General features: G+C 68.3%; 19 protein-coding genes. All 19 read right to left on the bottom strand.

Annotated elements, in window-relative coordinates; translation table 11 throughout:
- A partial coding sequence (locus tag AC5P76_RS18495; protein ID WP_495222805.1) for a HAMP domain-containing methyl-accepting chemotaxis protein occupies positions 1 to 1,632 on the bottom strand: 1,632 nt, incomplete at its 3' end.
- A 345-nt stretch (positions 1,633 to 1,977) separates the two neighbouring features.
- The gene (locus tag AC5P76_RS18490) at positions 1,978 to 3,987 is read right to left on the bottom strand and encodes a chemotaxis protein CheA (protein WP_053520424.1); all 2,010 of its coding nucleotides are present in this window, start codon (positions 3,985 to 3,987) and stop codon (positions 1,978 to 1,980) included.
- 44 nt (positions 3,988 to 4,031) lie between these two features.
- Complete coding sequence (locus AC5P76_RS18485) at positions 4,032 to 4,397, bottom strand: response regulator (protein ID WP_005409521.1); 366 nt, start codon at positions 4,395 to 4,397, stop codon at positions 4,032 to 4,034.
- The gene (locus tag AC5P76_RS18480) at positions 4,394 to 4,702 is read right to left on the bottom strand and encodes an STAS domain-containing protein (RefSeq protein ID WP_053520056.1); all 309 of its coding nucleotides are present in this window, start codon (positions 4,700 to 4,702) and stop codon (positions 4,394 to 4,396) included. Before AC5P76_RS18480 ends, AC5P76_RS18485 begins: the two co-directional genes overlap by 4 nt.
- A 118-nt stretch (positions 4,703 to 4,820) precedes the next feature.
- A complete protein-coding gene (locus AC5P76_RS18475; protein ID WP_197601447.1) occupies positions 4,821 to 5,816 on the bottom strand; it encodes a chemotaxis protein CheW in 996 nt (331 codons plus the stop codon).
- Positions 5,813 to 6,595, bottom strand: a complete 783-nt coding sequence (locus tag AC5P76_RS18470) for a ParA family protein (RefSeq protein ID WP_065176153.1) — start codon at positions 6,593 to 6,595, stop codon at positions 5,813 to 5,815. Before AC5P76_RS18470 ends, AC5P76_RS18475 begins: the two co-directional genes overlap by 4 nt.
- 4 nt (positions 6,596 to 6,599) lie before the next feature.
- Positions 6,600 to 7,613, bottom strand: a complete 1,014-nt coding sequence (gene motD / locus AC5P76_RS18465) for a flagellar motor protein MotD (protein ID WP_053520059.1) — start codon at positions 7,611 to 7,613, stop codon at positions 6,600 to 6,602.
- A gap of 1 nt (position 7,614) precedes the next feature.
- The gene (locus tag AC5P76_RS18460) at positions 7,615 to 8,355 is read right to left on the bottom strand and encodes a flagellar motor protein (protein ID WP_053520060.1); all 741 of its coding nucleotides are present in this window, start codon (positions 8,353 to 8,355) and stop codon (positions 7,615 to 7,617) included.
- A gap of 101 nt (positions 8,356 to 8,456) precedes the next feature.
- The gene (locus tag AC5P76_RS18455) at positions 8,457 to 10,289 is read right to left on the bottom strand and encodes a chemotaxis protein CheA (RefSeq protein WP_253118434.1); all 1,833 of its coding nucleotides are present in this window, start codon (positions 10,287 to 10,289) and stop codon (positions 8,457 to 8,459) included.
- A 2-nt stretch (positions 10,290 to 10,291) separates the two neighbouring features.
- A complete protein-coding gene (locus AC5P76_RS18450) occupies positions 10,292 to 10,897 on the bottom strand; it encodes a protein phosphatase CheZ (RefSeq protein ID WP_197571592.1) in 606 nt (201 codons plus the stop codon).
- A complete protein-coding gene (cheY, locus tag AC5P76_RS18445) occupies positions 10,897 to 11,289 on the bottom strand; it encodes a chemotaxis response regulator CheY (protein ID WP_053520063.1) in 393 nt (130 codons plus the stop codon). The genes AC5P76_RS18450 and cheY overlap by 1 nt, the downstream gene beginning before the upstream one ends.
- A gap of 57 nt (positions 11,290 to 11,346) precedes the next feature.
- Positions 11,347 to 12,090 carry an RNA polymerase sigma factor FliA gene (locus AC5P76_RS18440; protein ID WP_053520064.1) on the bottom strand — a complete coding sequence of 248 codons (744 nt, stop codon included), beginning with the start codon at positions 12,088 to 12,090 and terminating at the stop codon, positions 11,347 to 11,349.
- Complete coding sequence (locus AC5P76_RS18435) at positions 12,087 to 12,974, bottom strand: MinD/ParA family ATP-binding protein (protein WP_053520065.1); 888 nt, start codon at positions 12,972 to 12,974, stop codon at positions 12,087 to 12,089. Before AC5P76_RS18435 ends, AC5P76_RS18440 begins: the two co-directional genes overlap by 4 nt.
- Positions 12,961 to 14,613, bottom strand: a complete 1,653-nt coding sequence (flhF, locus tag AC5P76_RS18430; protein ID WP_253118435.1) for a flagellar biosynthesis GTPase FlhF — start codon at positions 14,611 to 14,613, stop codon at positions 12,961 to 12,963. The genes AC5P76_RS18435 and flhF overlap by 14 nt, the downstream gene beginning before the upstream one ends.
- 145 nt (positions 14,614 to 14,758) lie before the next feature.
- Positions 14,759 to 16,864 (bottom strand): flagellar biosynthesis protein FlhA, encoded by a 2,106-nt coding sequence (gene flhA / locus AC5P76_RS18425; RefSeq protein ID WP_253118436.1) that lies wholly within the window; start codon positions 16,862 to 16,864, stop codon positions 14,759 to 14,761.
- Positions 16,861 to 17,991 (bottom strand): flagellar biosynthesis protein FlhB, encoded by a 1,131-nt coding sequence (gene flhB / locus AC5P76_RS18420; protein WP_053520068.1) that lies wholly within the window; start codon positions 17,989 to 17,991, stop codon positions 16,861 to 16,863. The genes flhA and flhB overlap by 4 nt, the downstream gene beginning before the upstream one ends.
- Positions 17,992 to 18,075: 84 nt before the next feature.
- Positions 18,076 to 20,310: a CocE/NonD family hydrolase gene (locus AC5P76_RS18415; protein WP_253118437.1), complete on the bottom strand. Its 2,235-nt coding sequence runs from the start codon at positions 20,308 to 20,310 to the stop codon at positions 18,076 to 18,078.
- A 72-nt stretch (positions 20,311 to 20,382) separates the two neighbouring features.
- The gene (locus AC5P76_RS18410) at positions 20,383 to 22,515 is read right to left on the bottom strand and encodes a putative bifunctional diguanylate cyclase/phosphodiesterase (protein WP_065176159.1); all 2,133 of its coding nucleotides are present in this window, start codon (positions 22,513 to 22,515) and stop codon (positions 20,383 to 20,385) included.
- A gap of 163 nt (positions 22,516 to 22,678) precedes the next feature.
- Entirely contained in the window at positions 22,679 to 23,470 is a 792-nt protein-coding gene (gene fliR, locus AC5P76_RS18405; RefSeq protein ID WP_053519606.1) for a flagellar biosynthetic protein FliR, read from the bottom strand.
- Position 23,471 lies beyond the last annotated feature (1 nt).

The following is a 23,471-nucleotide window of genomic DNA, read 5'->3' as shown; positions in this document are numbered from 1 at the left end:
GCTGATGATCTCGGCGATCTTCTTCGAGGAGGCTTCGATGGCGGACATGGTGGTGACCACCTGGCCGACCACTTCGCCGCCCTGGGAGGCGACGCCATGGGCACCGATGGCGAGCTGGTTGGCCTGGCGGGCGTGCTCGGCATTCTGGCGCACGGTGGAGGTCAGTTCCTCCATCGAGGCGGCGGTTTCTTCCAGGTTGGCGGCCTGCTGTTCGGTACGGCGCGACAGGTCGTTGTTGCCCGAGGCGATCTCGCCGGCGGCCAGGGTGATGCTGGAGGCGCTGGCCTGGATCTGGCCAACGATGCGGGTCAGCTGGGTGACGGTGGCATTGGCATCGTCACGCATCCGTGCGAACACGCCGTTGAACTGCCCGTCCATGCGCGCGGTGAGGTCCCCGGCAGCGATCGACTGCAGCAGCTGCGAGAGCTGGCCGAGATTGCTGTCGGCGACTTCCATCATGGTGTTCAGGTGATCGATCATCACCTTGAAATCATGCTGGAAGCGCTGTGCGTCGCCGCGCTGGCTGAAGTCGCCCGCGGCGGCTGCGGCCGCGAGCTGCTGGATCTGCGTATTGATCGCCAGCAGGCTGGACTTGGCCGCATCCATCGACTCATGCAGGATGGCGCGGCTGCCGGGCAGGCGGCGCGCGTCCGGTGCGAGATTGCCGACGGCATACTGGTTGAGTACGTCGATCGCATCGCGGATCGCGTCCAGGTGCTCGAAAATGACCGTATTGATGCCGCTGGCGAGCTGGCCGTAGACACCCGGGAAGTCTTCCGGGATGCGATGGCTGATATCCGGTCCGGCATGCATCTGCGCCATCAGCTGTGTCTGCTCGGAGAAACGGCGCAGCATTGCGGTCATTTCCGCGGTGGCGGACAGCATCTGGCCGGCCTCGTCGTTGCTGGTGGCCCGTGTGCTGACGCTCAAGTCACCGCGGGCGACGGCCTGGATGGCCTGCACGGCCTTGCCGAGCGGACCGGTTACGGCCCGCGAGATGACCGTGGCCAGGGCTGCGGCCAGCAACGACAGCAGTACGATGCAGCCGATGATGGCGATCATGCTGGCGCGATGGGTGGCGTTGGCATCGGCGATCCGCGCGTCCATCAGGCCGGCGATGTGGGCACCCAGTGCCTTCAGGGCGTCGAACAGTTCACGCCGTGCCGGGCGCGACTGCTCGTCGGAAATCTGCTGCGCCATGATGCCGTCGCCGGCGGCCACTGCGTCACGCATGGCCTTGTTGGCGGCGAAGTAGCGATCCACCTGCGCCGAGGCGGCGCGATACAGTTCGCGTTCCTTGTCCTGGGCCGGCAAGGCGGCATAGGCCGCCAGTTCATCGCGTACGGCTTTGGCGGTGGCGTCCATGCGCTTGTTGTAGTCGGCCACCTTGTCCGGTTGGTCCAGCATGGTCAGCTGGGCCAGCTCGTAGGTACGGAATTCACCAAGCTGCGAGCGGGCTTCGCCCAGATGCTGCACCGACGGAATATCGTTGCTGGCCATCGCCCCCAGCTGGTCGTTGGCCTGGCTCAGGCGCAACAGTGCGAACGCACCCAGCAGCAGGGTCATCAGGGTGGTGAGGGTGAACCCCACGGCCAGCTTGCGGGCGATGGGCAGATCGTGGAACCACTTCATGCAGGTGCTCCAGGTGGGCAGAGTGGCGGGCGTGCGTGCCGGCCGGGGAGTGCAGCGTGAATCGGAGCCGATGCGAGTCCGGTCACGACTGTCACTGCGAGATAGCGGCGCACGGCCGGCGGACTTTATGGATGGGCGTCACATCCGGATGCGTAGGGACGGCGGCGCGGACGCGTTGCAGGGGCCGTGTTCCGGCCTGCACGCGGGTGGTTTCCTGTGGCGCCGTGGGCCGACGGAGTTCACGAAATGGAGCGGGAGGCGCACACTCGCCTTGCTACCGGGCTGCACACAAACGAAAGCCGCCGCCCGTGTGGGGCGGCGGCCCTGGATCACCTGTGCTCGGACTCAGGCGGCCTGCGGCACGCGCAGCGAGCGCACCAGCCCACCGATGTCGACGATCAGTGCAACGCGGCCATCGCCGAGGATGGTGGCGCCGGACACGCCGCCGATACGCCGGTAGTTGTTCTCGATGTTCTTGACCACGACCTGCTGCTGACCGACCAGTTCGTCCACTTCCAGTGCGATCTTCTGCCCGTCGCCTTCCACCACCACCACCAGCGATTCGCTGCCGGGCATGCGGGCGCCGTACCCGTAGTACTCGCTGAGGGACAGGATCGGCAGGTACTCGCCACGCACGCGCAGCACGCGCCCTTCGCCGGCCATGCTGCGGATGTCCTCCGGCTGCGGCTGCAGGGCTTCCAGCACATAGGCCAGCGGCAGGATCAACGTCTCGCCCGCCACCGCCACGGTCATGCCGTCGAGGATGGCCAGGGTCAGCGGCAGCCGGATCAGGGTACGCGTTCCAGTGCCCAGGCTGCTTTCGATCTGTACTTCACCGCCCAGCGCCTGGATGTTGCGACGGACGACGTCCATGCCCACGCCGCGCCCGGAGAGATCGGTGACGGCGTCGGCGGTGGAGAAGCCCGGCTGGAAGATCAGGTCCCAGACCTGCGAGTCGGTGGGATTGTCGGGGACGCTCAGGCCGCGTTCGGCCGCCTTGGCGAGGATCCTGGCGCGATCCAGGCCGCGTCCGTCGTCGCTGACTTCGATGACGATGTGGCCTCCCTGGTGCGACGCCGCCAGGGTGATGGTGCCGGTCTCGTCCTTGCCTGCGCCCTTGCGCACGTCCGGCATTTCCAGCCCGTGGTCGATGGAGTTGCGGACCAGGTGGACGAGCGGATCGGCGATCTTCTCGATCAGGCCCTTGTCCAGTTCGGTGCCTTCACCGATGGTGCGCAGGCGGACCTGCTTGCCGAGGCGGGTGGAGAGGTCGCGGACCAGGCGCGGGAAGCGGCGGAACACGGCGTCGACCGGCAGCATGCGCACGCCGATGACGGCTTCCTGCAGGTCGCGGGTGTTGCGTTCGAGCTGATCCAGGCCGGCGAACAGGCTCTCGGCAAGCACCGGATCCAGCGCATGCGAGACCTGCTTGAGCATGGCCTGGGTGATGACCAGTTCACCGACCAGATTGATCAGCGCGTCCACCTTGTCGACACTGACGCGGATCGAGGTTTCCGCATCCTGGCTGGTGCCAGGGGTGCCACTGGCGGCAGGGGCGGCGGCAACGGGGGGTACTGCAGCAACGGGCGTGGAAGGGGCGTTGGCTGTTGTATCGGGGGCGCGGGTGGCCAGGCTTGGCGGCGCGGCCGGACGGATGTCCAGTTCGCAGTCGTCCAGCACCCACGCAAAGGTGTCTTCGATCTTGCTGCGCGGCACCTTGCCGACCAGGCCGAGGTCCCACGCAAGATGGGCTTCGAGAGGGTCAAGCTGGGCGAAGCCGGGCAGGCGTTCGAGCCGCGCAGCGACCTGCAGCGAGCCGAGATGTTCCAGTTCGCGGATGATGCGCAGCGGGTCATTGCCGCTCATGAACAGTGAGGGCGCGGGGGTGAAGCCGATCTGCCAGGCTTCGGGCGTATCGTCCACCGGTGCTGCGGCGGCAGCCGCGGCCGGGGCGCTGGCTGCCGGCTGGCCGGACAGCACTGCCTCCAGCCGCGCCTTCACCGCGGCGACGGCCGCCGGATCGGCCGCCTGGCCGTGCTCGGCCTCGCGCAGCAGGGCGCGCAGCACATCCACGGACGACAGCATCGCATCGACCGCGTGGCCTTCCAGCGCGCGCTTGCCGGCGCGCAGCTCGTCCAGCAGCGTTTCCAGTACGTGGGTGAGCGCGGCGATGGCATCGAAGCCGAACGTACCGGCACCGCCCTTGATGGAGTGGGCGGCGCGGAACACCGAGTTGATGATCTCCGCGTCCTGCTGCCCCGACTCCAGGGCCAGCAGGCCGGCCTCCATCGCGTCGAGGCCTTCGCGGCTCTCTTCGAAGAAGGTGGCGTGGAAGCGTTGCAGGTCCATGCTCATGCAGTGGTGATCCGGAAGCGAAGAAGGGGAACGGTGCGGGGCGATCAGCCCAGCACTTTCTGCACGGTGGCGACCAGCTGTTCCGGGTTGAACGGCTTGACCAGCCAGCCGGTGGCGCCGGCGGCCTTGCCTTCGGACTTCTTGTCGGCGGCGGACTCGGTGGTCAGCATCAGCAGCGGCGTGAACTTGTAGTCCGGCAGCTGGCGCAGCTCGCGGATCAGCGCGATGCCGTCCATGTTCGGCATGTTGACGTCGGTGACCACCGCGTTGAAGCGCTGTCCCTTCGCGCGGCCGAGCGCGACCGCGCCGTCTTCAGCTTCTTCGACGGCAAAACCGGCCGAGGTGAGGGCGAAGGACACCATCTGGCGCATCGACGCCGAATCGTCCACCACCAAGATACGTGCGCTCATGCAGCGTTCTCCACAGATTTCAGGTTGTCATGGGGTACGTCCAGGCCCAGGGCCTGGGTGACGCCCAGCAGGCGCGCGGCGTCACGGAAGGTTGCAGTGCAACCGTGGAAGCCGGTGTCCAGGCCCGCCTCGCGGCGTGCCTGCACGAATGCACACAGCACCTGCACGGCGGCGGTGTGGACGCGGCCGACCTGGCTTGCATCCAGGGTCAGCTCGCCAACCTGCGCTACCAGCGGGGCGAGGCGGTTCTTGAGCTCGGTGCTGGTCTCGATGCCGAGATCCTCACCCAGTTCGACAGTGCTCATCGTTGCTCCGGACAAACGGTTCCGTCATCCATATCGGCACCCGCCAGGGGTTCTTTAGGGGGGCGGTGAGGCCCTGCGTGCCCGTTCCGACAGGCCCGGGCCACGCGTGGACCCCGCCTCAGTTGAGCAGGCGGGTGGCGTCGAGCAGGATCATCGGCCGTTGGCTGACGCGGGCCACACCACGGAAGAGGTCGTTGGAGATCTGGCAGATGCGGGCGGTATCCGGTGGCTCGATCTGCGAATCAGTGAGATTGGCGACGTCTTCCACGGCCGAAACGCGCAGGCCGATGGTCTCGCCGTCTTCCTCCAGCACCACGATGCGGGTCTGTGCGTCGTCCTCGGCCGCCGCTGCGCCCAGGTGCAGCCCAAGGTCCATCACGGGCACCACCTGGCCGCGCAGGTTCATGATCCCCAGCATCGCCGGCGCAGTGCCGCGCAGCGGCAGCAGGGGCACCGGCAGTACCACTTCCTGCACTTTCAGCAGCTCCAGTGCATAGGCCTGGCTGCCACAGCGCATCCGCAGCCAGCGCGAGGTGCGCTCGTTCGCGCGGCGGTGCTGCGGATGCGGGCTGTTGGCGGGTCGATGGGCCTGCGCCTGCAGTTCCTGCCAGCTGGCAGGGCGGCTGGCGGCGGGTGCCTCGAGGGCGACACGCGGCGGTGCGGCCGCTACCGGCGGCGCAGCGGCGGGTGCCGGGGGCACGATCCTCGCGGGCGGCACCGGATCCACCCCTTCGCCGCTGGCGGCGGCCTCGAAGGCAGCCTGCAGCGCGGGGCTGTCGGTGTGGGCCAGCAACGGGCTTTCCGCGCCGTCGGTCTCGTAGATCACCTCATCGGGCAGATCGTCCCAGGTCGGCTGGCGTTCGGCAGATGCCGGTGCATAGGACTGGCTGGCGGCCTCGAAGGCGGCCGCCAGAGCGGCGTCATCCACGGGCACCACGTCGCTGCTGCCGGTTTCGTAGATGACCTCTGCCGGCAGGTCGTCCCAGGTCGGCTCGCGTTCGGCGATCGCCGCCGGAAGCGCCGTGTTGCCTGCATCGGGGCTGGCCGCCACCGGGGCGATCGCTTCGCCCAGCAGCTCGTCCAGATAGTCGTCCAGCACGCCGGTGGTGTTCATGCGGCTTGCTCCAGCGCGCGCGCATCCTCGCCAAGGATCCAGTTCAGCGCGCGACGGTAGGCCGCGAGCCCGCGGCCGGGATAGTCCTCGCCGACGCTCGGCAGGGTCAGGCCGGCCGCGTTGCTGACCCGCGTGTCGATCGGAATCGCATCCTCCCAGACGCGTGCGCCGTGACGGTCCTGCATGCTGCGCAGTGATTCGTTGCCGGTGCGGGTGCGGCGGTCGAACAGGGTGGGCAGGATCGAGATCGGCAGCGGGCGCCGGCGCGAGCGCTCGACCATCTCACCGGTGCGCACCATGCCGTCCAGCCCGTGCAGTGCCAGCGGCTCGGCCTGCGTCGGAATGATCAGGCGGTCCGCTGCCGCGAGCGCATTGATCATCAGCAGGCCGAGTGTGGGCGCGCAGTCCAGTAGGATGTAGTCGTGCTGGCCCTGGTGCCGTGCCAGCGCGTTCTGCAGCGCCAGGCCAAGGCCCGGCTGGTTGGCGCTGCGGCGCTCCAGCGTGGCCAGTGCCGGCTGTGCACAGACGTAGTCCAGGCCGCTGACGCTGCTGGTGTGGCAAAGGCTGGACAGCTCGGCCGGAGGTGCGCCGAACAGCTCAAGTACGCCGGTCGGTGGCGGGTCCACCGGCACGCCGAAGGCGCGGCTGAGCGAGGCGTGGGGATCAAGATCGATCAGCAGCACGCGATGGCCCTGCGTGGCCAGGTTGCGACCGAGGGCCAGGGTGGTCGTCGTCTTGCCGACTCCGCCCTTCTGGTTGGCGACTGCCCAGATGCGCATGGGTTTACTCCTTCATTGCCGGGGGAGCGGCGGCGCCGACACGGCTGCCAGCCGGCACCGGTGGCAACTGCACCGGTGCGATGGGGGACGGGGAGGGCACTGTGGCGGGTGTTGCCGCAGGCCCGGCGGACGGGTCGGCCGCGCCGTTGGCGGCGTTCAGGCGCTGGCCCAGCGGGTCGACCGAGTGCGAGGTGTCGGCCAGGATGATGACCATCACCCTCCGGTTGCGGTTGCGACCCTGCGCACTGTCGTTGTCCTCGCGCGGGCGGAACTGGCCGTAGCCGACCATGGCCAGACGCGAAGGCTGCAGGCCCTGGTCGGCGAACAGGTGGACCACGCTGGCGGCCCGCGCGGCCGACAGTTCCCAGTTGGAGGGGAAGGTGGCGGTGGCGATCGGCACGTTGTCGGTGTGGCCTTCCACCCGCACGCTGTTGGGTACGTCGCGCAGCACACCGGCCAGGCTGGACAGCGTCCCGCGCGCGTGCACGTCCAGCGCCGCCGAGCCGGTCGGGAACAGGATGTCGCTGTTGATCTCCACTTCGATCCACAGCTCGGTGCGGCGCACGCTGATCATGCCGCGCTCGATCAGCGGCGACAGCGCGGCGGTCAACCGGTCGGCGATGCTGCTGAGCTGGCGCTCGGCACGGGCGATCTGCTGCTGGTCGTGCACCGAGACCGGCATGCGCATCTGCGAGGCCATGGCCGGCAGCAGGGTAGGGTCGTGCGAGGGTGCCGGTGCGGACGGGCCGATCTTGGTGCCGGACTTGATCACCGAAGGACTGTCCCAGCCGCCCCCCTGCACCTGCTTGTTGCCGACCTGCACCGGATTGATGGTGCGCGGCGCGCCACCAAAGGCATCGGTGAGCGCATCGGCCATGATCCGGTACTTGCCTTCGTTGATCGAGGAGATCGCATACATCACCACGAAGAAGGCCAGCAGCAGCGTCATCAGATCGGCATAGGGGATCGCCCATGCTTCATGGTTGGCGTGCTCTTCGTGGTGTCTGCGGCGGGCCATGTCAGTGCAGGAAGCCGGACAGGTTGGTTTCGATGTTGCGCGGGTTCTCGCCCTGCGCGATCGAGATCAGGCCTTCGATGACCATCTCGCGGTCGCGGCTGTTGTGGGCGATCACTCCCTTCAGCTTGGCGGCGATCGGCAGGAACAGCAGGTTGGCCGACGCGATGCCGTAGATGGTGGCGGTGAAGGCGGCGGCGATGCCATGCCCCAGCTTGCTGGGGTCGGCCAGGTTCTTCATGACGGCGATCAGGCCCAGCACCGCACCGATGATGCCCAGCGTCGGCGCATAGATGCCCATGCCCTCGAAGACCTTGGCAGCGGCCTGGTCACGGTGTTCCTGGCTGCCCAGCTCGATCTCCAGCATGTGCCGGATCGATTCGGGCTCGACGCCGTCGACCAGCAGCTGCAGGCCTTTGCGCAGGAACGGATCCTGCTGCGCTTCCACCTGCGCTTCCAGGCCCAGCAGGCCCTGGCGGCGGGCGATGTTGCTCCACTCGACGATCTGCTGGATCAGCTCGCGACGATCGCTGTGCGGCGGGCGCACGACCCAGCGCACGATCCGGAAGGCATGCCTGAATACGGCGGGTGCGGTGTGCAGCAGGATCGCGGCGATGGTGCCGACGATGACGATCACGAACGCCGCAGGCGACCACAGGGACGCCAGTCCGGCGCCCTTGAGGATGCTGCCGCCGACCAGCGAGGCCAGGGCGAGAAAGAGTCCGATGAGGCTGAGTCTATCCATGGGTCCGGTATCGGCGTGTGTGAATGGGACTTGAGACACCGGTCGATCGCGTACAGACGGTAGTCACAGTTTCTGGTTCGCCAGGCATGGCCCGGCGAGCGTCATCGCAGGCCATCCACGTCGAGGATGAGGGCCATCCGGCCATCACCGATCAGCGTCGCACCGGCGTAGCCGCGCAGGCCGCGCAGGGCCTTCGGCAATGGCTTGATGACCACTTCCTCGCGCCCACGGACCTGGTCCACGACCAGGCCGAAGCGCGCCTCGCCGGCCTGCAGCACCACGATGGTGAGCAGCGCCGAGGCGGCCGGCGTCACATCCAGCCACTGGCGCAGATCGACCAGCGGCAGGGTGTGCGAGCGACGATCCAGCACCGCCCGGCCATCGAACCAGCCCAGCGAGGTGCGCGGTGCATGCAGCACTTCCATCACGCGCGCCAGCGGCAGCGCATAGACGTCCTCGCCGGCCTGCACCAGCAGGGTTGGCAGGATCGCCAGGGTCAGCGGCACGCGGATCAGGAAGCGGCTGCCCCGACCCAGTTCCGACTGGATCTGGATCTGCCCACTGAGCTCGCGGATGCGCGACTGCACCACATCCATGCCGACGCCGCGGCCGGAGATGTCGGTCACCTGCTGCTTGGTGGAGAAGCCGGGCAGGAACACCAGGTGCAGGCATTCCTCGCTGCTCAGCCGGGCCGCCGCCTCCGGGTCGATCAAGCCCTTTTCGCGTGCTTTCGCGCGCAGTTTTTCCGGATCGATGCCGGCGCCATCGTCCTGCACCTCGATGCTGACGTAGTCGCCTTCCTGCTGGGCCGACAGACGCACGTGGCCCATGCGTGGTTTGCCCTGTGCTTCGCGCAGATCGGGCATCTCCACACCATGGTCGATGGCGTTGCGGACCAGGTGCACCAGCGGGTCGGCCAGGGCCTCGACCAGGTTGCGGTCAAGCTCGGTTTCGGCGCCGACCAGCTCCAGGTCCACTTCCTTCTTCAGCGAGCGGGCAACATCGCGGGCGACCTTGGGGAAGCGCGAGAACACCTTGCCGACCGGTTGCATGCGCGTGCGCATCACTGCCGACTGCAGGCGCGCGGTGGCGATGTCCAGGGTCGACACGGCGCGGTCCAGTTCCTCGTCGCGCAGGCGCGCACGCAGGGTCTTGAGCCGGTTGCGCGACAGCACCAGTTCGCCGATCAGGTTGACGATCGCATCCAGCCGCTTGGTATCCACGCGCACGGTGTGCTCGGCCTCGGCCACCGGCTTGTTGGCCGCGGGCTTGGCAGCGGCGGCCGCGGGGCGCGGTGCGGGCAGTGCAGGCGCAGGCGCCGGCGGAGCAGCCACGGGTTTCGCGCCGGGGGCGGCGCCGCCGTGCAGCTGGTCCAGCAGGGCTTCGAACTCATCCTCGCTGATCAGGCCATCGTCGGCCTTGACCGGCGTCGCCACTGCGGTGGGGGCGTTGCTGCCGTGCAGCTGATCGAGCAGGGCCTCGAACTCGTCGTCGGTGATCAGGTCACCGGCAGCGGGCGCGGCTGCTGTGGGGGCGACAGCAGCCGGCGCAGCAGTGCCGTGCACGTCGAACTGGGCGATCAGGTCCGGCGGGGCATAGCCGGGTTCGTTGCCGGAAGACACGGCATCCAGCATCGATTGCAGGTAGTCCAGAGACTGCTGTGCGGCATCGAAGTGATGCGGCTGCAGCACCGCCTGGCCAGCGCGGGCGGCGCCCAGTGCCTCTTCGGCGGCATGGCACAGCTCGACCATGGCGGTGATGCCGAGGAAGCCGGCGCCGCCCTTGAGCGTGTGATAGCCACGGAACACGGCGTTGAGCTGGTCGGCGTCCTGCGGCGCCTGTTCCAGCGACACCAGCTGTTCGCCGAGGCGATCCAGGATTTCCTGTGCCTCGATGATGAAATCGGCGGTGATGTCGTCGGATACCGCGCTCATGCTTACAGTCCCAGGTCCGACAACAGGTCGTCGGCGTCGTTCTGAGAGACCGCGTGGCGGTCCAGTCCCTTCAGTGCCGGTCCGGCCAGCGCCGGATCGGTGCGATGCTGCTCCGGTGGCAGGCCCAGCGCGCCAAAGCCTTCGTGCACGCGGCGGACGATGCCGACCACGCGACGGATGATCTGTCCGGTCAGGTCCTGATAGCTCTGGGTCAGGGCAATCTCGGTCAGGTTGTGGCGGATGCGTTCCAGCTGCGCATCCTGCCCCGGCTGCAGGCCTTCGGCGCGCAGCTGTTCGGTGAGGCTGCGGCACTCTTCGGCCAGGTCCAGGGTGCGGTGCGTGGCCTGTTCGGTCATCGCCACCACATGGTCCAGGCGCGCGCAGGCGTCGTCCAGCTCGCCCGCCTCGCTGGGGACGGTCGGCAGTTCGCCCAGGGCCTGGCCCAGTTCGCGGGCCAGCCGTGACAGGCCGCTCATCATCGGCTGCGTGCGTGCGGCCACCAGGGCGTCGATGCGCTGGCGCCAGGCGCTCTCGTCGCCGGATTCGAGCGCGTCGAGGGCTTCCTGCAGGCGCAGGACGAGGGCGTTCTTGTCGACCGTGGCGTCCATCAGGCGCTGGCCGCCAGGCGTTCGAAGATCTTGCCCAGTTTCTCTTCCAGCGTCTGCGCGGTGAACGGCTTGATGATGTAGCCGTTCACGCCGCTCTGCGCCGCTTCGATGATCTGCTCGCGCTTGGCCTCGGCGGTGACCATCAGCACCGGCAGGGTCTTGAGCTTGGCATCGGCGCGGATCGCCTTGAGCAGTTCGATGCCGGTCATCACCGGCATGTTCCAGTCGGTGACCACGAAGTCGAACGGCTGGCTCTGCAGCATCGACAGTGCGGCATGCCCGTCCTCGGCTTCGGCGGTGTTGGTGAAGCCCAGATCGCCCAGCAGATTCTTGACGATGCGGCGCATGGTCGAGAAGTCGTCGACGATCAGGATGCGCATGTTCTTGTTCAAAGCGGAGTTCCTTTGTTGTTCAGTCGCCCGCGGTGGCCGTGGCCGCCGCGGGCATGTTCATTCTTCAAGCCCGGCATCCGCGGCCTCGAAGATCTTCAGCCGGCCGCGCAGGCGCAGCACGGCCTGGCCGTGGATCTGGCAGACGCGCGATTCGCTCACGCCGAGCACCGCGCCGATCTCCTTCAGGTTCAGCTCCTGCTCGTAGTACAGCGAGAGCACCAGCTGTTCGCGTTCGGGCAGATGGCCGATGGCCTTGCCCAGTTCGCGGCCGAATTCGCCACGTTCCAGGACCTGCTGCGGTGTGGGTCCGCCCTGGGCGACGGTGTCCAGTTCGCCCTGGTCTTCGATGCGCGATTCCAGGCTCAGCACCTGGCCGCGCGAGGCGTCCTCCATCAGCCGCAGGTACTCGGGCAGTGGCATGTCCATGGCCGCCGCCACCTCGGTGGCACTGGCTGCACGGCCCGTGGTCTGCTCCAGGCGGCGGATGGTGGCGGCCGCATCGCGGGCGCGCCGATGCACCGAGCGCGGTACCCAGTCGCCACGGCGGATCTCGTCGATCATCGAGCCGCGGATGCGGATCGAGGCATAGGTCTCGAACGAGGCACCCTGGTCGGCGTCGTAGCTGCGCGAGGCTTCGATCAGGCCCATCATGCCGGCCTGGATCAGGTCGTCCACTTCGACGCTGGCCGGCAGGCGTGCGGCCAGGTGATGGGCGATGCGCCGCACCAGGTCCGAGTGCTGGGCGATGACCTCGGTCGCCGCCGAGCGCTGGACTTCCCTGTACTGGGCCGCGCCTTTCATGCTGCCACCCCGCGTTGCTTGAGGATGCGCTCGAGGAAGAATTCAACGCCACCGCGTGGCTCGGTGGGGGCCTGCCAGCGGGCGGTGCGACGGGCGATCTCGGTGATCGCCAGCGCCGCCGGGCTGGATGGATAGGCCTTCACCACCGGCTGCTGGCGCTGCACCGACAGGCGCAGCCAGTCATCCTGCGGCACGCAGCCCAGGTAGTTCAGCGAGACATCGGCAAGGAACTTCTCGCAGACCCGGGTCAGCTTTTCATACAGCACGCGGCCCTCGTTGGGGTCGCGCACCATGTTGGCCACCACCTGGATGCGGTCCACGCCGCGCTCGCGCGACAGCACCTTGATCAGTGCGTAGGCGTCTGTGATCGAGGCCGGTTCGTCGCAGACCACGACAACCGTGTCCTGTGCGGCCTGGCAGAAGGTCAGCACGCCGTCGGTGATGCCGGCGGCGGTGTCCACCACCATGATGTCCAGCTCGCGTTCCAGTTCGGAGAACACGTTCACCAGGCCGATGTGCTCGGCCGGGGCCAGCTCGGCCATGTGCCGCCGACCGGACGCGGCCGGCACCACCAGCACGCCGTTCGGACCTTCGACGATCACGTCTTCCAGCGAGCAGCGGCCGGCGACCAGATCCGCCAGGGTGTGGGTGGGATTCAGGCCCAGGATCACGTCGATGTTGGCCAGGCCCAGGTCGGCGTCGAGCAGCAGCGTGCGCTTGCCCATGCCGGCCAGCGCCACGGCCAGGTTGGCCGAGACGTTGGTCTTGCCGACGCCGCCCTTGCCGCCGGTCACGGCGATGGTGCGCACAGGGCCGAGCGGCTCGCTGCGGGTGGCCGACAGCGGGAAGGTCTTGGTCAGCTTGGCGTACTCACGCGACGGCATGGTTCAACTCCGGGTTGCAGGGCATATCGGCCGCTCGGCGCAAATCTTCAAGGCGAAGTACAAGATTGGCCGCGCTGGCCCGGTGCAGGTCGTCCGGAACGTCCTGGCCATCGGTCACCCAGGTGATCGGCAGCGCGTGGTCTACCGCCACTGACAGGGCGTTGCCGAAGCGGCCGGTCTCATCCAGCTTGCTCAGCACCAGGCCCTGCAGGTTGGCCGCGCCGAAGCGGCGCACCACCTCGTCCATGTCGCCAAAGCTGGTATTGGCCGGCAGCACCAGCAGGGTGCGGACCTGGCGGGCGGCACGCAGCCACTGCAGCTGCGCGGCCAGGGCGCGGTCACGCGGGCCCAGGCCAGCGGTATCGATCAGCACCAGCTTGTAGTCCTTCAGCCGCTCCAGCAGCTGGTCCAGGTCGGTACCGCTGTTGGCTTCATGTACCGCGATGCCGAGCTGGCGGCCATAGCCGTACAGCTGCTCGCGGGCACCGATGCGCAGCGTGTCGGTGGTGACCAGGGCCACATCGCGCGGCGCGTGCTTCTCGGCGAAGCGCGAGGCGAGCTTGGCGATGGTGGTGGTCTTGCCGGCCCCGGTCGGACCGACCAGAGCGATCACGCCGCCTTCTTCCAGCGGATCGACCGGCGCGATCGGCAGCCTGCGCGAGATCAGGCCCAGCATCAGCCCGCGGCCCCGGTGGGCTTCGGTATCCAGCGGTATCTGCATGGCCACATCGCGGGCCAGCCCGGCATCGAATCCGTACTCGTCCATCAGGTCCAGGGCGGTCGCCCGCACCGGGCAGCCGCGCAGGCGCTCGTCGGTGAAGCGGTTCATCTCGCGCTCGATGACCTGGCGCATGCCGGCCACTTCGTGGCGCAGCTGGCGGATCTCGGCATCGTCCTGTGCAACCACCGTCAGTACCGGCGCCGGGGCAAGGAGCGGCGCCGGGGCCGGCGCGGTCTCCGCTTCAGCGGCAGCGGCAGGGGCTGGCGTGGTCTCGGCAACGTCCTGCGCGTACGGCGGCTCGGGGTGCACGGACTCGGCCTGCGCAGTGGCCGCAGTGGTGATCGGCAGCGGCGGCGGCAGCACTGCCGGCGCGGGGGATTCGTGATGCTCGTCCTGCGGCGGGTCGATCAGGAAACGGGCGCGGTTGGCGGGCGCCGGTGCGGGAGCCACGACGGCGCTCGCGAACGGCGCGAAGATCTGCTCCGGCAGTGCCGGATCGTTGACGGTGGCACGCGCCAGGGTGGCAGCGAAGCCGGAACTGCCGCGGGTGGGCACGATCTCGTCCGCACTGTCCAGGGTGCGGCCGGTGGCACCGACGGCCGCGCGGGCGAGGGCGGCCACGGCCGATGTGGTGGCGGTCACCGGCTGCTGGGCCGGTGTCGCGGAGCGGCGGCGGGTGACTGCGGCGATCACTGCATCCGCGGCGGTGCGCGGTTTCGGCGGCGGCGGAGCCACGTCGCGCCGCGAGGCTTCCAGCGCGCGTTGCACCGCGCTCTCGTCATAGTTGGCTGCGGCGACGATCTCGACGCCTTCCTCGATCCGGCGGTTGGACAGGATCACAGCATCGGGACCATGTTCCTTGCGCACCAGGTTCATGGCCGAGCGCATGTCGGCGGCGACGAATCGTTTGATTTTCATGCTGTGGTCACGGGACGGGGACGGCGGGGTGGTGGTGGGAGAACGCGGGTGGTCGGTGGTCTGCACGGAACGGGTTCCCCTTGGCATCTGTCTGTTGCGGTGGTTCGAAGGTGGTGTCTGTTTTCTGACGCATCGGTGGGCGGCGTCAGCTGATCGTTCCGACCAGCTTCAGGCGCTTGTCCTCCGGCACTTCGCTGTACGCCAGTACCGACAGCGACGGAACGCTGTGACGGACCAGGCGTGCCAACGCGGCACGTACCGGGCCGGGAACCAGCACGACCGCGGGCTCGTTGCGGGCTTCCTGCTTGCTGACACATTCGGCCAGACTCTGATGCAGTCGCTCGGCAAGCCCGGGTTCCAGCGCGGCGCCGTTGCCCTGCGTGGACTCCTGCAAGACGCGTTCCAATTGCGGGTTGAGGGTGAACACCGGCAGCTCCACCGACATTCCGGCGATCTCCTGCACGATGAAGCGGCCGAGCGCGGTGCGCACTGCGGCGGTGAGCGTGGCCGGGTCCTGGCTGGACGGCGCGTGCTCCACCAGTGCTTCGGCGATCTTGCGCAGCTGGCGGATCGGAATGCGTTCCACCAGCAGGTTCTGCAGCACCCGCACCACGGCCGACAACGGCAGCGCCTTGGGCGTCAGATCTTCGACGAGCTTGGGTGCGCTCTTGGCGAGGTTGGCCAGCAGGTGCTGCACCTCTTCGTGGCCCAGCAGCTCCGGCGCATGCTCGCGGATGAGGTGGGAAAGATGGGTGGCGACCACGGTGGCCGGGTCGACCACGGTGTAGCCCATGGTTTCGGCCTGGGCGCGCTGGTGCGGCTGGATCCAGGTAGCGTCCAGGCCGAAGGCGGGATCCTTGCCGGCGATGCCGTCCAGCGGGCCGAGCGCACTGCCGGGGTCCAGCGCCAGTTCGCGGTCGGGATGGATCTCGGCGGTTGCCACCGGCACGCCATGCACCAGCACGCGGTAGCCGTTGGCCGGCAGTTCCAGGTTGTCGCGGATGTGCACGGATGGAATCAGGAATCCCACGTCCTGGGTCAGCTTGCGCCGCACGCCCTTGATGCGTGCCATGAGTTCGCCGCCCTGATTGCTGTCCACCAGCGGAATCAGCCGGTAACCGACCTCCAGCCCCAGCGGGTCGACCGGGCGCAGTTCGTCCCAGCTCAGTTCCGCGGTGGGGGCCGGCGCCGCCGGTCGGCCCAGCGCACTGACCGCGCCGGGGTCGCTGCCGGCAGCGTCGCTCGGGGCCGGGGCCTGTCCCTTCCGGTACAGCTTCCAGGCGATGAAGCCGAGAATGGAGGCAAGCGTCAGGAAAGCGACGTTGGGCATGCCGGGCACCAGGCCGACCAGGCCGATGATGCCGGCCGTGATGGCCAGGGCACGGTACTGGCCGAACACCTGGCCGGTCATCGCCTGTGCCATGTCCTGCGAGCGCGAGGCACGGGTGACCAGCATCGCCACTGCGCTGGAAACCAGCAGGGCCGGCAGCTGCGCCACCAGACCGTCACCGATGGACAGCAGGGTGTAGGTCGCAGCGGCATCGCCGAACGGCATGCCATGCTGCAGCACGCCCACGGCGAGGCCACCGAGCATGTTGATGAACAGGATCAGGATGCCGGCAATCGCATCACCCCGGATGAACTTGCTGGCGCCGTCCATCGCGCCATAGAAGTCGGCTTCCTCGCGGACCTCCTCGCGGCGCAGCTTGGCTTCTTCGCGCGTCAGCAGGCCGGCGTTGAGATCGGCATCGATGGCCATCTGCTTGCCGGGCATGGCGTCGAGGATGAAGCGCGCGGTCACTTCCGAGACACGGCCGGCGCCCTTGGTGATGACCACGAAGTTGATGATGGTCAGGATGGCGAACACCACGATGCCGACCGCATAGTTGCCGCCGATCACGAATTCACCGAACGCGGCGATGACCTTGCCGGCCGCGTCGTGGCCGTTCTGGCCATTGAGCAGGATGACGCGGGTGGAGGCCACGTTCAGTGCCAGCCGCAGCATGGTGGTGACCAGCAGCACGATCGGGAAGATGGTGAAATCCAGCGGGCGCTTCACGTACACCACCGCCAGCAGCACCATCAGCGAGATGGCGATGTTGAAGGTGAACAGCGCATCGAGCACGGGCGCCGCCAGCGGCACCACCACCATCGCCAGCAGCGCCAGCACGATCAGCGGTGCGCCGAGGCCTTGGCGGATCATCTCCAGCAGCCGGCGGGTGTTGAATCCGGACGAGGCCTGCGCGCTCATGCCCGGCCTCCCTTGCCGAATTCATCCACCTCGATGTGCGGGGCGCCCGGCATCGGGCCGGTGCGCCAGGCGCGCAGCTGGTAGACGTAGGACAGGACCTGGGCCACGGCCGAATACAGTCTCACGGGGATTTCCTTTCCGAGTTGGCCTTCCCGATACAAGGCGCGTGCCAAAGGCGGGGCGGAGACGATGGCGACCTTGTTGCCATCGGCGACTTCACGGATGCGCAGGGCGGTCTCGTCCACGCCCAGCGCCACCACGGTGGGCGCGTTCATGGCGCCGCCCTCGTACTTCAGGGCCACGGCGTAGTGGGTCGGGTTGACCACCACCACGTCCGCGGTGGGCACCGCTTCCATCATCCGGCGGTTGGCCATCTGCTGCTGCAGCTGGCGGATGCGGCCCTTCACCTCCGGGCTGCCTTCGCTTTCCTTCATTTCCCGCCGCAGTTCCTCGCGGGTCATCTTCAGCTTGCGCATCCAGTTCCAGCGCTGGTACGGCGCGTCGATCGCCGCCAGCACCAGCATTGCCCCGGCGGTGGCCAGCAGCAGTCGCAGGGTGAAGCCCAGGCCATCGGTGATGGCGGTTTCCAGTGGGTGGTGGATCAACCCGCGCAGGGTGTCGAAGCCGCTCCACACCACCAGTCCGGCGGCGACGCCCACGAACGCCACGCGCAGCAGTGACTTGGTGAATTCAGCGATGGCTTCCGGCCCGTACAGACGTTTGAGGCCGGTCAGCGGGTTCAGCCGATTGATGTCGGGCATCATCGCTTTGGCCGACCAGCGCAATCCGCCCATCACCAGCGGGGCGACGAAGCTGGCCAGCAGGCAGACCAGCACCAGCGGGGTGATCACCAGCATGAACTGCAGCAGCAGGTCGCCAAAGTGGCCGAACAGTTCCTTCGGGTTCTGCCGCAGCCCCTGCTCCGGACTCAACGCCTGTTTCATCCATTGCGTGGCACCACGGCCGATCGAGCCGCCCATGGCCATCACCGCCAGCACGCCGCCACCGAACACCGCGGCGGTTCCCAGTTCGCGGGAACGCGGCAGGTTGCCCTGTTCCCGGGCCTCGCGCAGGCGTTTTTCGGTGGGTTGTTCGGTCTTTTCGCCGGCGGATTCGTTCTCGGACATCACGGGCACTGCGGCAGGGGATGCCGGGCTGCCTGCAAGAACTGTTCCGCGGCGCGTGGTTCACCGCCGGGGCAACGCCCGACGCTAGCCGGGCAGGGCCGGCCGCAGCGGGATGCTCAGCGTGCTGTCGCTGTGCCAGTCCACCTGCAGGGGCTCACCGGCATCGGCGGCTGACTCGTCGCTGACATCGCGTCCGGTGCCGTGGTTCACCTGGTGCATGGCGTCCTTGAGCACGTCCACCTTCACCAGCAGCCGGCTGCCCGCGCCCACACGGCGGGCGACCATGCGGGTGCGATCGAAGGGCAGGTCGGTCCATCGCCCCGGCACCAGCAGCTGCCGCGTGGTCGGGTCGCGTACGTGGCTGGCCCGGCCGACGTAGTAGGACAGCTGCATCCGGCGCCCATCGGGCAGCAGCTCGTACAGGGTGACCGTGAAGTCCATGTCGTGCTTGTTGATGCGGACCTTCAGATCGCCCGAGAAGCGTCCGATCAGGTCCATCGGTGCTGGGAAGGGCTCGGAGAGGAAGGTCAGTGCCGTGTCCGGCTCGTCCCCGGCGGCCACGATCGGGAACGGATAGTAGCCATGCCGGACCTCCGTGCGGTCAGCGAGGTCCACCGTCTGCCGCAGTGTTCCCGGCGTTGGCCGCTGTTCCTGCAGCGGGTGATGGTCGCCCTCAGCGGCTGCCGACAGGTAGTACGTGCGGTGGCCGCCCGCAGCGGCATCAAGGGTGGCTGCATGCCCCCAGGTGTTGCTGCCCATCAGCTGGAAGTTGACCTGGTCGGCCAGAAGCGCCGGGCGCGGGGCACCGCGAAGTACGTGGTCCAGCCACTGGAAGGTCAGCGCGGGCGTATCGAACTGCGCGACCGGGTCCACCGCGTAGCCGCGCAGCTGCATCGGCTTGCTGGCGGCCTGCGCACCGCCGTGGTCATACGGCCCGATCAGCAGGACATGATCGGCGTCCGGCCGGTAGCGCATGTGATCGGTGAAGTACTGCAACGCGGAAATCTGGCCGTCGTCGTAGTAGCCGGTAATGGTCAGCACCGGAATGCGGATGTCCCTGAAGTGTTCGGCGTACGGCACCATGGCCTGCCAGTAACCATCATAGGCCGGGTGGGCGAGCCAGCGCTGCAGCCAGGGATTGGGGGTGCCATCGATCTGGTCGATCTGCCGGTACGGCCGGCCGGAGGCATACCAGCGGCCGGGCAGCTGTGACCACCGGTCCTGCTGCCCATAGGTGTCGGTATCCAGCATCGGGCCATTGGCCACGTAGAAGGCCCAGCCGTAGTTGGCGCTGAGGAATACGTTGTTCTCCATCGGCAGGCCCTGGCCCGGAATGGCAGCCACGTAGGGCACGATGGTCTTCAGTGCCGGATGGTGATGGCGCGCTGCCGCCCATGCGGTGAATCCTTCATAGCTGCCGCCATACATGGCGACCCGACCGTCGCTCCAGGGCTGGCGGCTGACCCAGTCGATCGCGGCATTGGCGTCCACCCCGTCGTGTTCGTAGGGGGCGATGGTGCCGGTACCCTGACCTTTTCCGCGTGCGTCGACCACGATGCCGGCGTAGCCGTGGGCTGCGGCCAGCAGCATCTTCAGACGGTTCTTGGGCGGGTCGGTGTAGATGGTGAACAGCATGGCCGTCGGCAGCGGCGCGGACGCGCTGCGGGGCCGTGCCAGCTGTGCGGACAGCACCACCCCTTCGGCCACGGGGATACGCACTCCGCTGTCGATCACGAAGCGGCGTTGCTGTTCTGCGTCAAGCAGTGCAGGGGCGAGTGCCGCAGCCAGGGTCTGCGCGCGCAACACAGCCTGCAGGCGCACCAGCTCCAGCGCGGCTGACTGCGGCACGGTGGCGGCATCGGCCTGTGCCGCAAGCGCCTGCGTCAGCTGCGCCTGTACCGCAGCGGGAGGCAAGGCAAGCGCTGCATCGGCCTGCACGGCGGCAACATCATCCAGGCCAGCAAAGGCCGAATGGAAGGCGCGCGAATACGCTTCCGCATCCCGCGCGCCAGTGCTTGCCAGCAGCATCGGCATCCAGCGCTGGGCCGCCGCGCCATCGCCGGCAGCGGCCAGCGTCGCGCGCAGCTTCTCGATCATGGCGCGTGCCTCGGCGTAGCGACCCGTGGCCAGCAGCGCATGGCAGCGCTGTGCATCGGTCAGCGTTGCCGACTGCAACAGCTTCGTACCCAGCGCCTGCAGTGCCGTATCCACCTGTGCTGGCGGCGCATCGCGGGGCAGCGACCACCGCAGATCGCTGGCGGCCACGCCGGTGCAGGTGAGCGCCAGCAGCAGGCCAGCAAGAAGAGCGCGTAAGGTCACGGGGTGTTCCTTGCAATGGCGGGCGCGTGGCCATCATACGGTGGGTGGCCGCCCGCCGCGGAGAGTCCGACGTTACCCCGGCGGGGCCGGTGGGGGCGGGGTCTGCGCCAGCTCCACCCGTGGCCGCGGCAGGTCGTGCAGTTGCATGAAACGGCCCGCATCGACCGGGCGGCCGAGCAGGTAGCCCTGCAGGTAATCGCACCCCAGCCGCTCAAGGTAGGCACGCTGGGCAGCCGTTTCCACGCCCTCGGCAACAATGTCCATGTCCAGTGCATGGCCCAGCGCCACGATCGCCGATACGATCACCACGTCCTCCGCGCTGTGTTCGAGATCGCGCACGAAGGCGTGGTCGATCTTGATCTCGGTGGCCGGCAGGCGCTTGAGGTACAGCAGACTGGAATAGCCGGTGCCGAAATCGTCGATGGAGATGCCAACCCCCAGCACCGACAACGCCTGCAGCAGCCGCAAACTCGTGTCGGTGTCGCGCATCACGGTGCTTTCGGTGATCTCCAGCACCAGGTTGCGCGGCGTGATGCGATGCCGCTCGATCACGTCGCGCACATCGCGCAGCAGGTGCGGCGAGCTGAACTGGACCGGCGACAGGTTGACCGATATCGACCAGCCCTCGTGGCCGGCGTCGTGCCAGTGCCGCAGTTGCAGGCACGCCTGGTCCAGCGCCCAGCGGCCGATCTCGTTGATCGCGCCGCTGCGCTCGGCCAGGCGGATGAAGCGATCCGGTGGAATCAGGCCCTGTTCCGGATGACGCCAGCGGATCAGCGCCTCGGCGCCGGCGACCTTCTGGGTGGCCACGCGGATCTTCGGCTGGTAGTGCAGGAACAGCTGTTCGCTGCCGATCGCCCGGCGCAGGTCGGCCAGCAGGCGGAACTGCTGTTCGGCGCTGTCGTTCATCCAATCCGCGAACAGGACAAAGGAGTTTCGGCCGGATTCCTTGGCCTGGTACATCGCAGCGTCGGCGAAGGCCATCAGCTGGCGTTCGCTGGCGGCGTGGTCGGGGCAGATGGCGATGCCGATGCTGGCAGTCACCTGCAGTTCGTTGTCGGGCAGCAGCGGGCCGCTTCCCACCGCCTGCAGGATGCGCCGGGCCAGGGTCGGCAGGTCCTCGTCATGGTCGATGCGCACCACCAGCACGAACTCGTCGCCGCCCAGCCGCGCCAGCAGGTCGTTCGGCCGCAGCAGCTGGCGGGTGCGCTCGGCGACGGCCACCAGCAGGGCATCGCCGGCCTGGTGGCCATAGGCATCGTTGACCTGCTTGAAGCCATCCAGGTCCATGAACATCACCGCGAAGCGGCTGCCGCCCTGTTCGGCTTCGGCCAGTGACTGCACGATGCGCCGTTGCAGCAGCAGCCGGTTCGGAAGGCGGGTCAAGGGGTCGTGCAGCGCGGCCTGGGTCAATTCCTCCTGCGCATCCGTCAGCGAGGTGCTCAGCATCGCGTTGCGAAGGCGCAGCAGCTGCGCTTCCACCCGCTGGTCCAGCCAGGACACCACCAGCACCACCGCCAGGATCGCGACGGTCAGCACCACCACCAGCATCGCCAGCCAGGTGCTCTGCAGGCCATCGCCCACCGCAGCGCCGCAGATGCTGCCCTGTGGAAAGCGTGCGGCGGCCATGCCGGTGTAGTGCATGCCCACGATGGCCAGACCGAGCAGGCCGGCGGCGGCCAGCCGGTCACCGACCCGGGTGCGCTGCGCGCGCAGGCGGAAGGCGACGTAGAGGGCGGTCCAGGATGCAGCGACCGCAACCAGCAGCGACAGCAGCAGCCAGCCCGTGTGGTAGTCGATGCCGGGTTGCATGCGCATTGCGGCCATGCCGACGTAATGCATGCCGGCGATGCCGGTGCCCATCAGCAAGGCGCCCCCTGCCAGGCGGGGATGTGGCAGGGTGGGCAGCGAGACCAGCCAGAGCGCGAACACCGACGAGGCGATGGCCAGGGCGAGCGACAGCAGGGTGATCGGCAGGTCGTAGCCCAGCGGAATGGGCAGGTCGAAGGCCAGCATGCCAATGAAGTGCATCGACCAGATGCCCAGGCCCATCGCGAAGCCGCCACCGAGCCGCCACCACCAGGTCGCGCCCCTGCCGGGTGCCGTGACCGTGCGTCCGGCCATCGCCAATGCCGTGTAGGAAGCCATCACGGCCACCAACAGCGAGACTGCCACCAGCCATGCGTTGTACGTGCCTACCAGCATTCGTCAGTCTCCCGGACCTGCCTGTCGACGGAAACTACGGTGGGGCATGCATGTGGCAGGCAGCCAGAAGCGGCCGCCAGGTGCGGCATCCCCCCGGTTGCCGCGTATTCACTCTAACGCGCGTCCCCGGGGGGACGGCAAGCAGCAAAGCGTGATGGAAGCGTCAGTGTGTGACCGCGTCCGCAGCCTGGAACGCCGCATCGAACAGTCGTTGCACCGGGGGCCCCATTTCGCCGGCCAGCAGGACCAGCAGGAACAGGCCCAGCAGCAGCGACACCGGCAGGCCGAGCTGGATCGGATTGAGCGCAGGTGCCGCACGGGCGAGCACGCCGAACGCCAGGTTCACCGCCAGCATCGCCACCGTCAACGGAATGGCCAGTGTCAACGCACCGCGCAGTACGGTCAGCAGGAACGTCGGGGCGATGCTGAAGAACGCGTGCGGATCGGGCAGCGGCGCACCGATCGGCAGTGCCCGGTAGCTGTCCACGACCAGCGAGATCAGCGCGAGGTGGCCGTTCGCGGTGAAGAACAGCAGGCCGAACAACAGGTAGAACCACTGCCCGATCACGCCGGAGGTGCCGCCGCGCAGGGGGTCGCTCATCTGCGCGAACGCCAGGCCGGTGCCCTGTGCCACCAGTTCGCCGGCCATCGCGCCAGCTTCGAACACCAGCCGCAGCAGGAAGCCGATGGCCACGCCGATGGCCAGCTCACGGGCGATGGTCAGCACGGTGGCCGCATCGAAGCCGGTCCACTCCGGCACGGGCGGCAGCAGCGGGGCGAGCGCGATGGCGAGGGTACCGGCCAGTACCACGCGGATCCGCGCCGGCACCGCACGGGTGCCGACCATGGGCATGGCCATGGCTACCGCGCCGATGCGCAGCATCGTCCACAGCACGGTGCCGATCATGCCGAAGGCCTGCAGGCCGTCGGCAGCCATCTGGGTGGCGGCATCCATT

Source organism: Stenotrophomonas sp. YJH_SMC_36, assembly GCF_059369935.1.
This window is presented reverse-complemented; position numbering and strand designations above follow the sequence as displayed.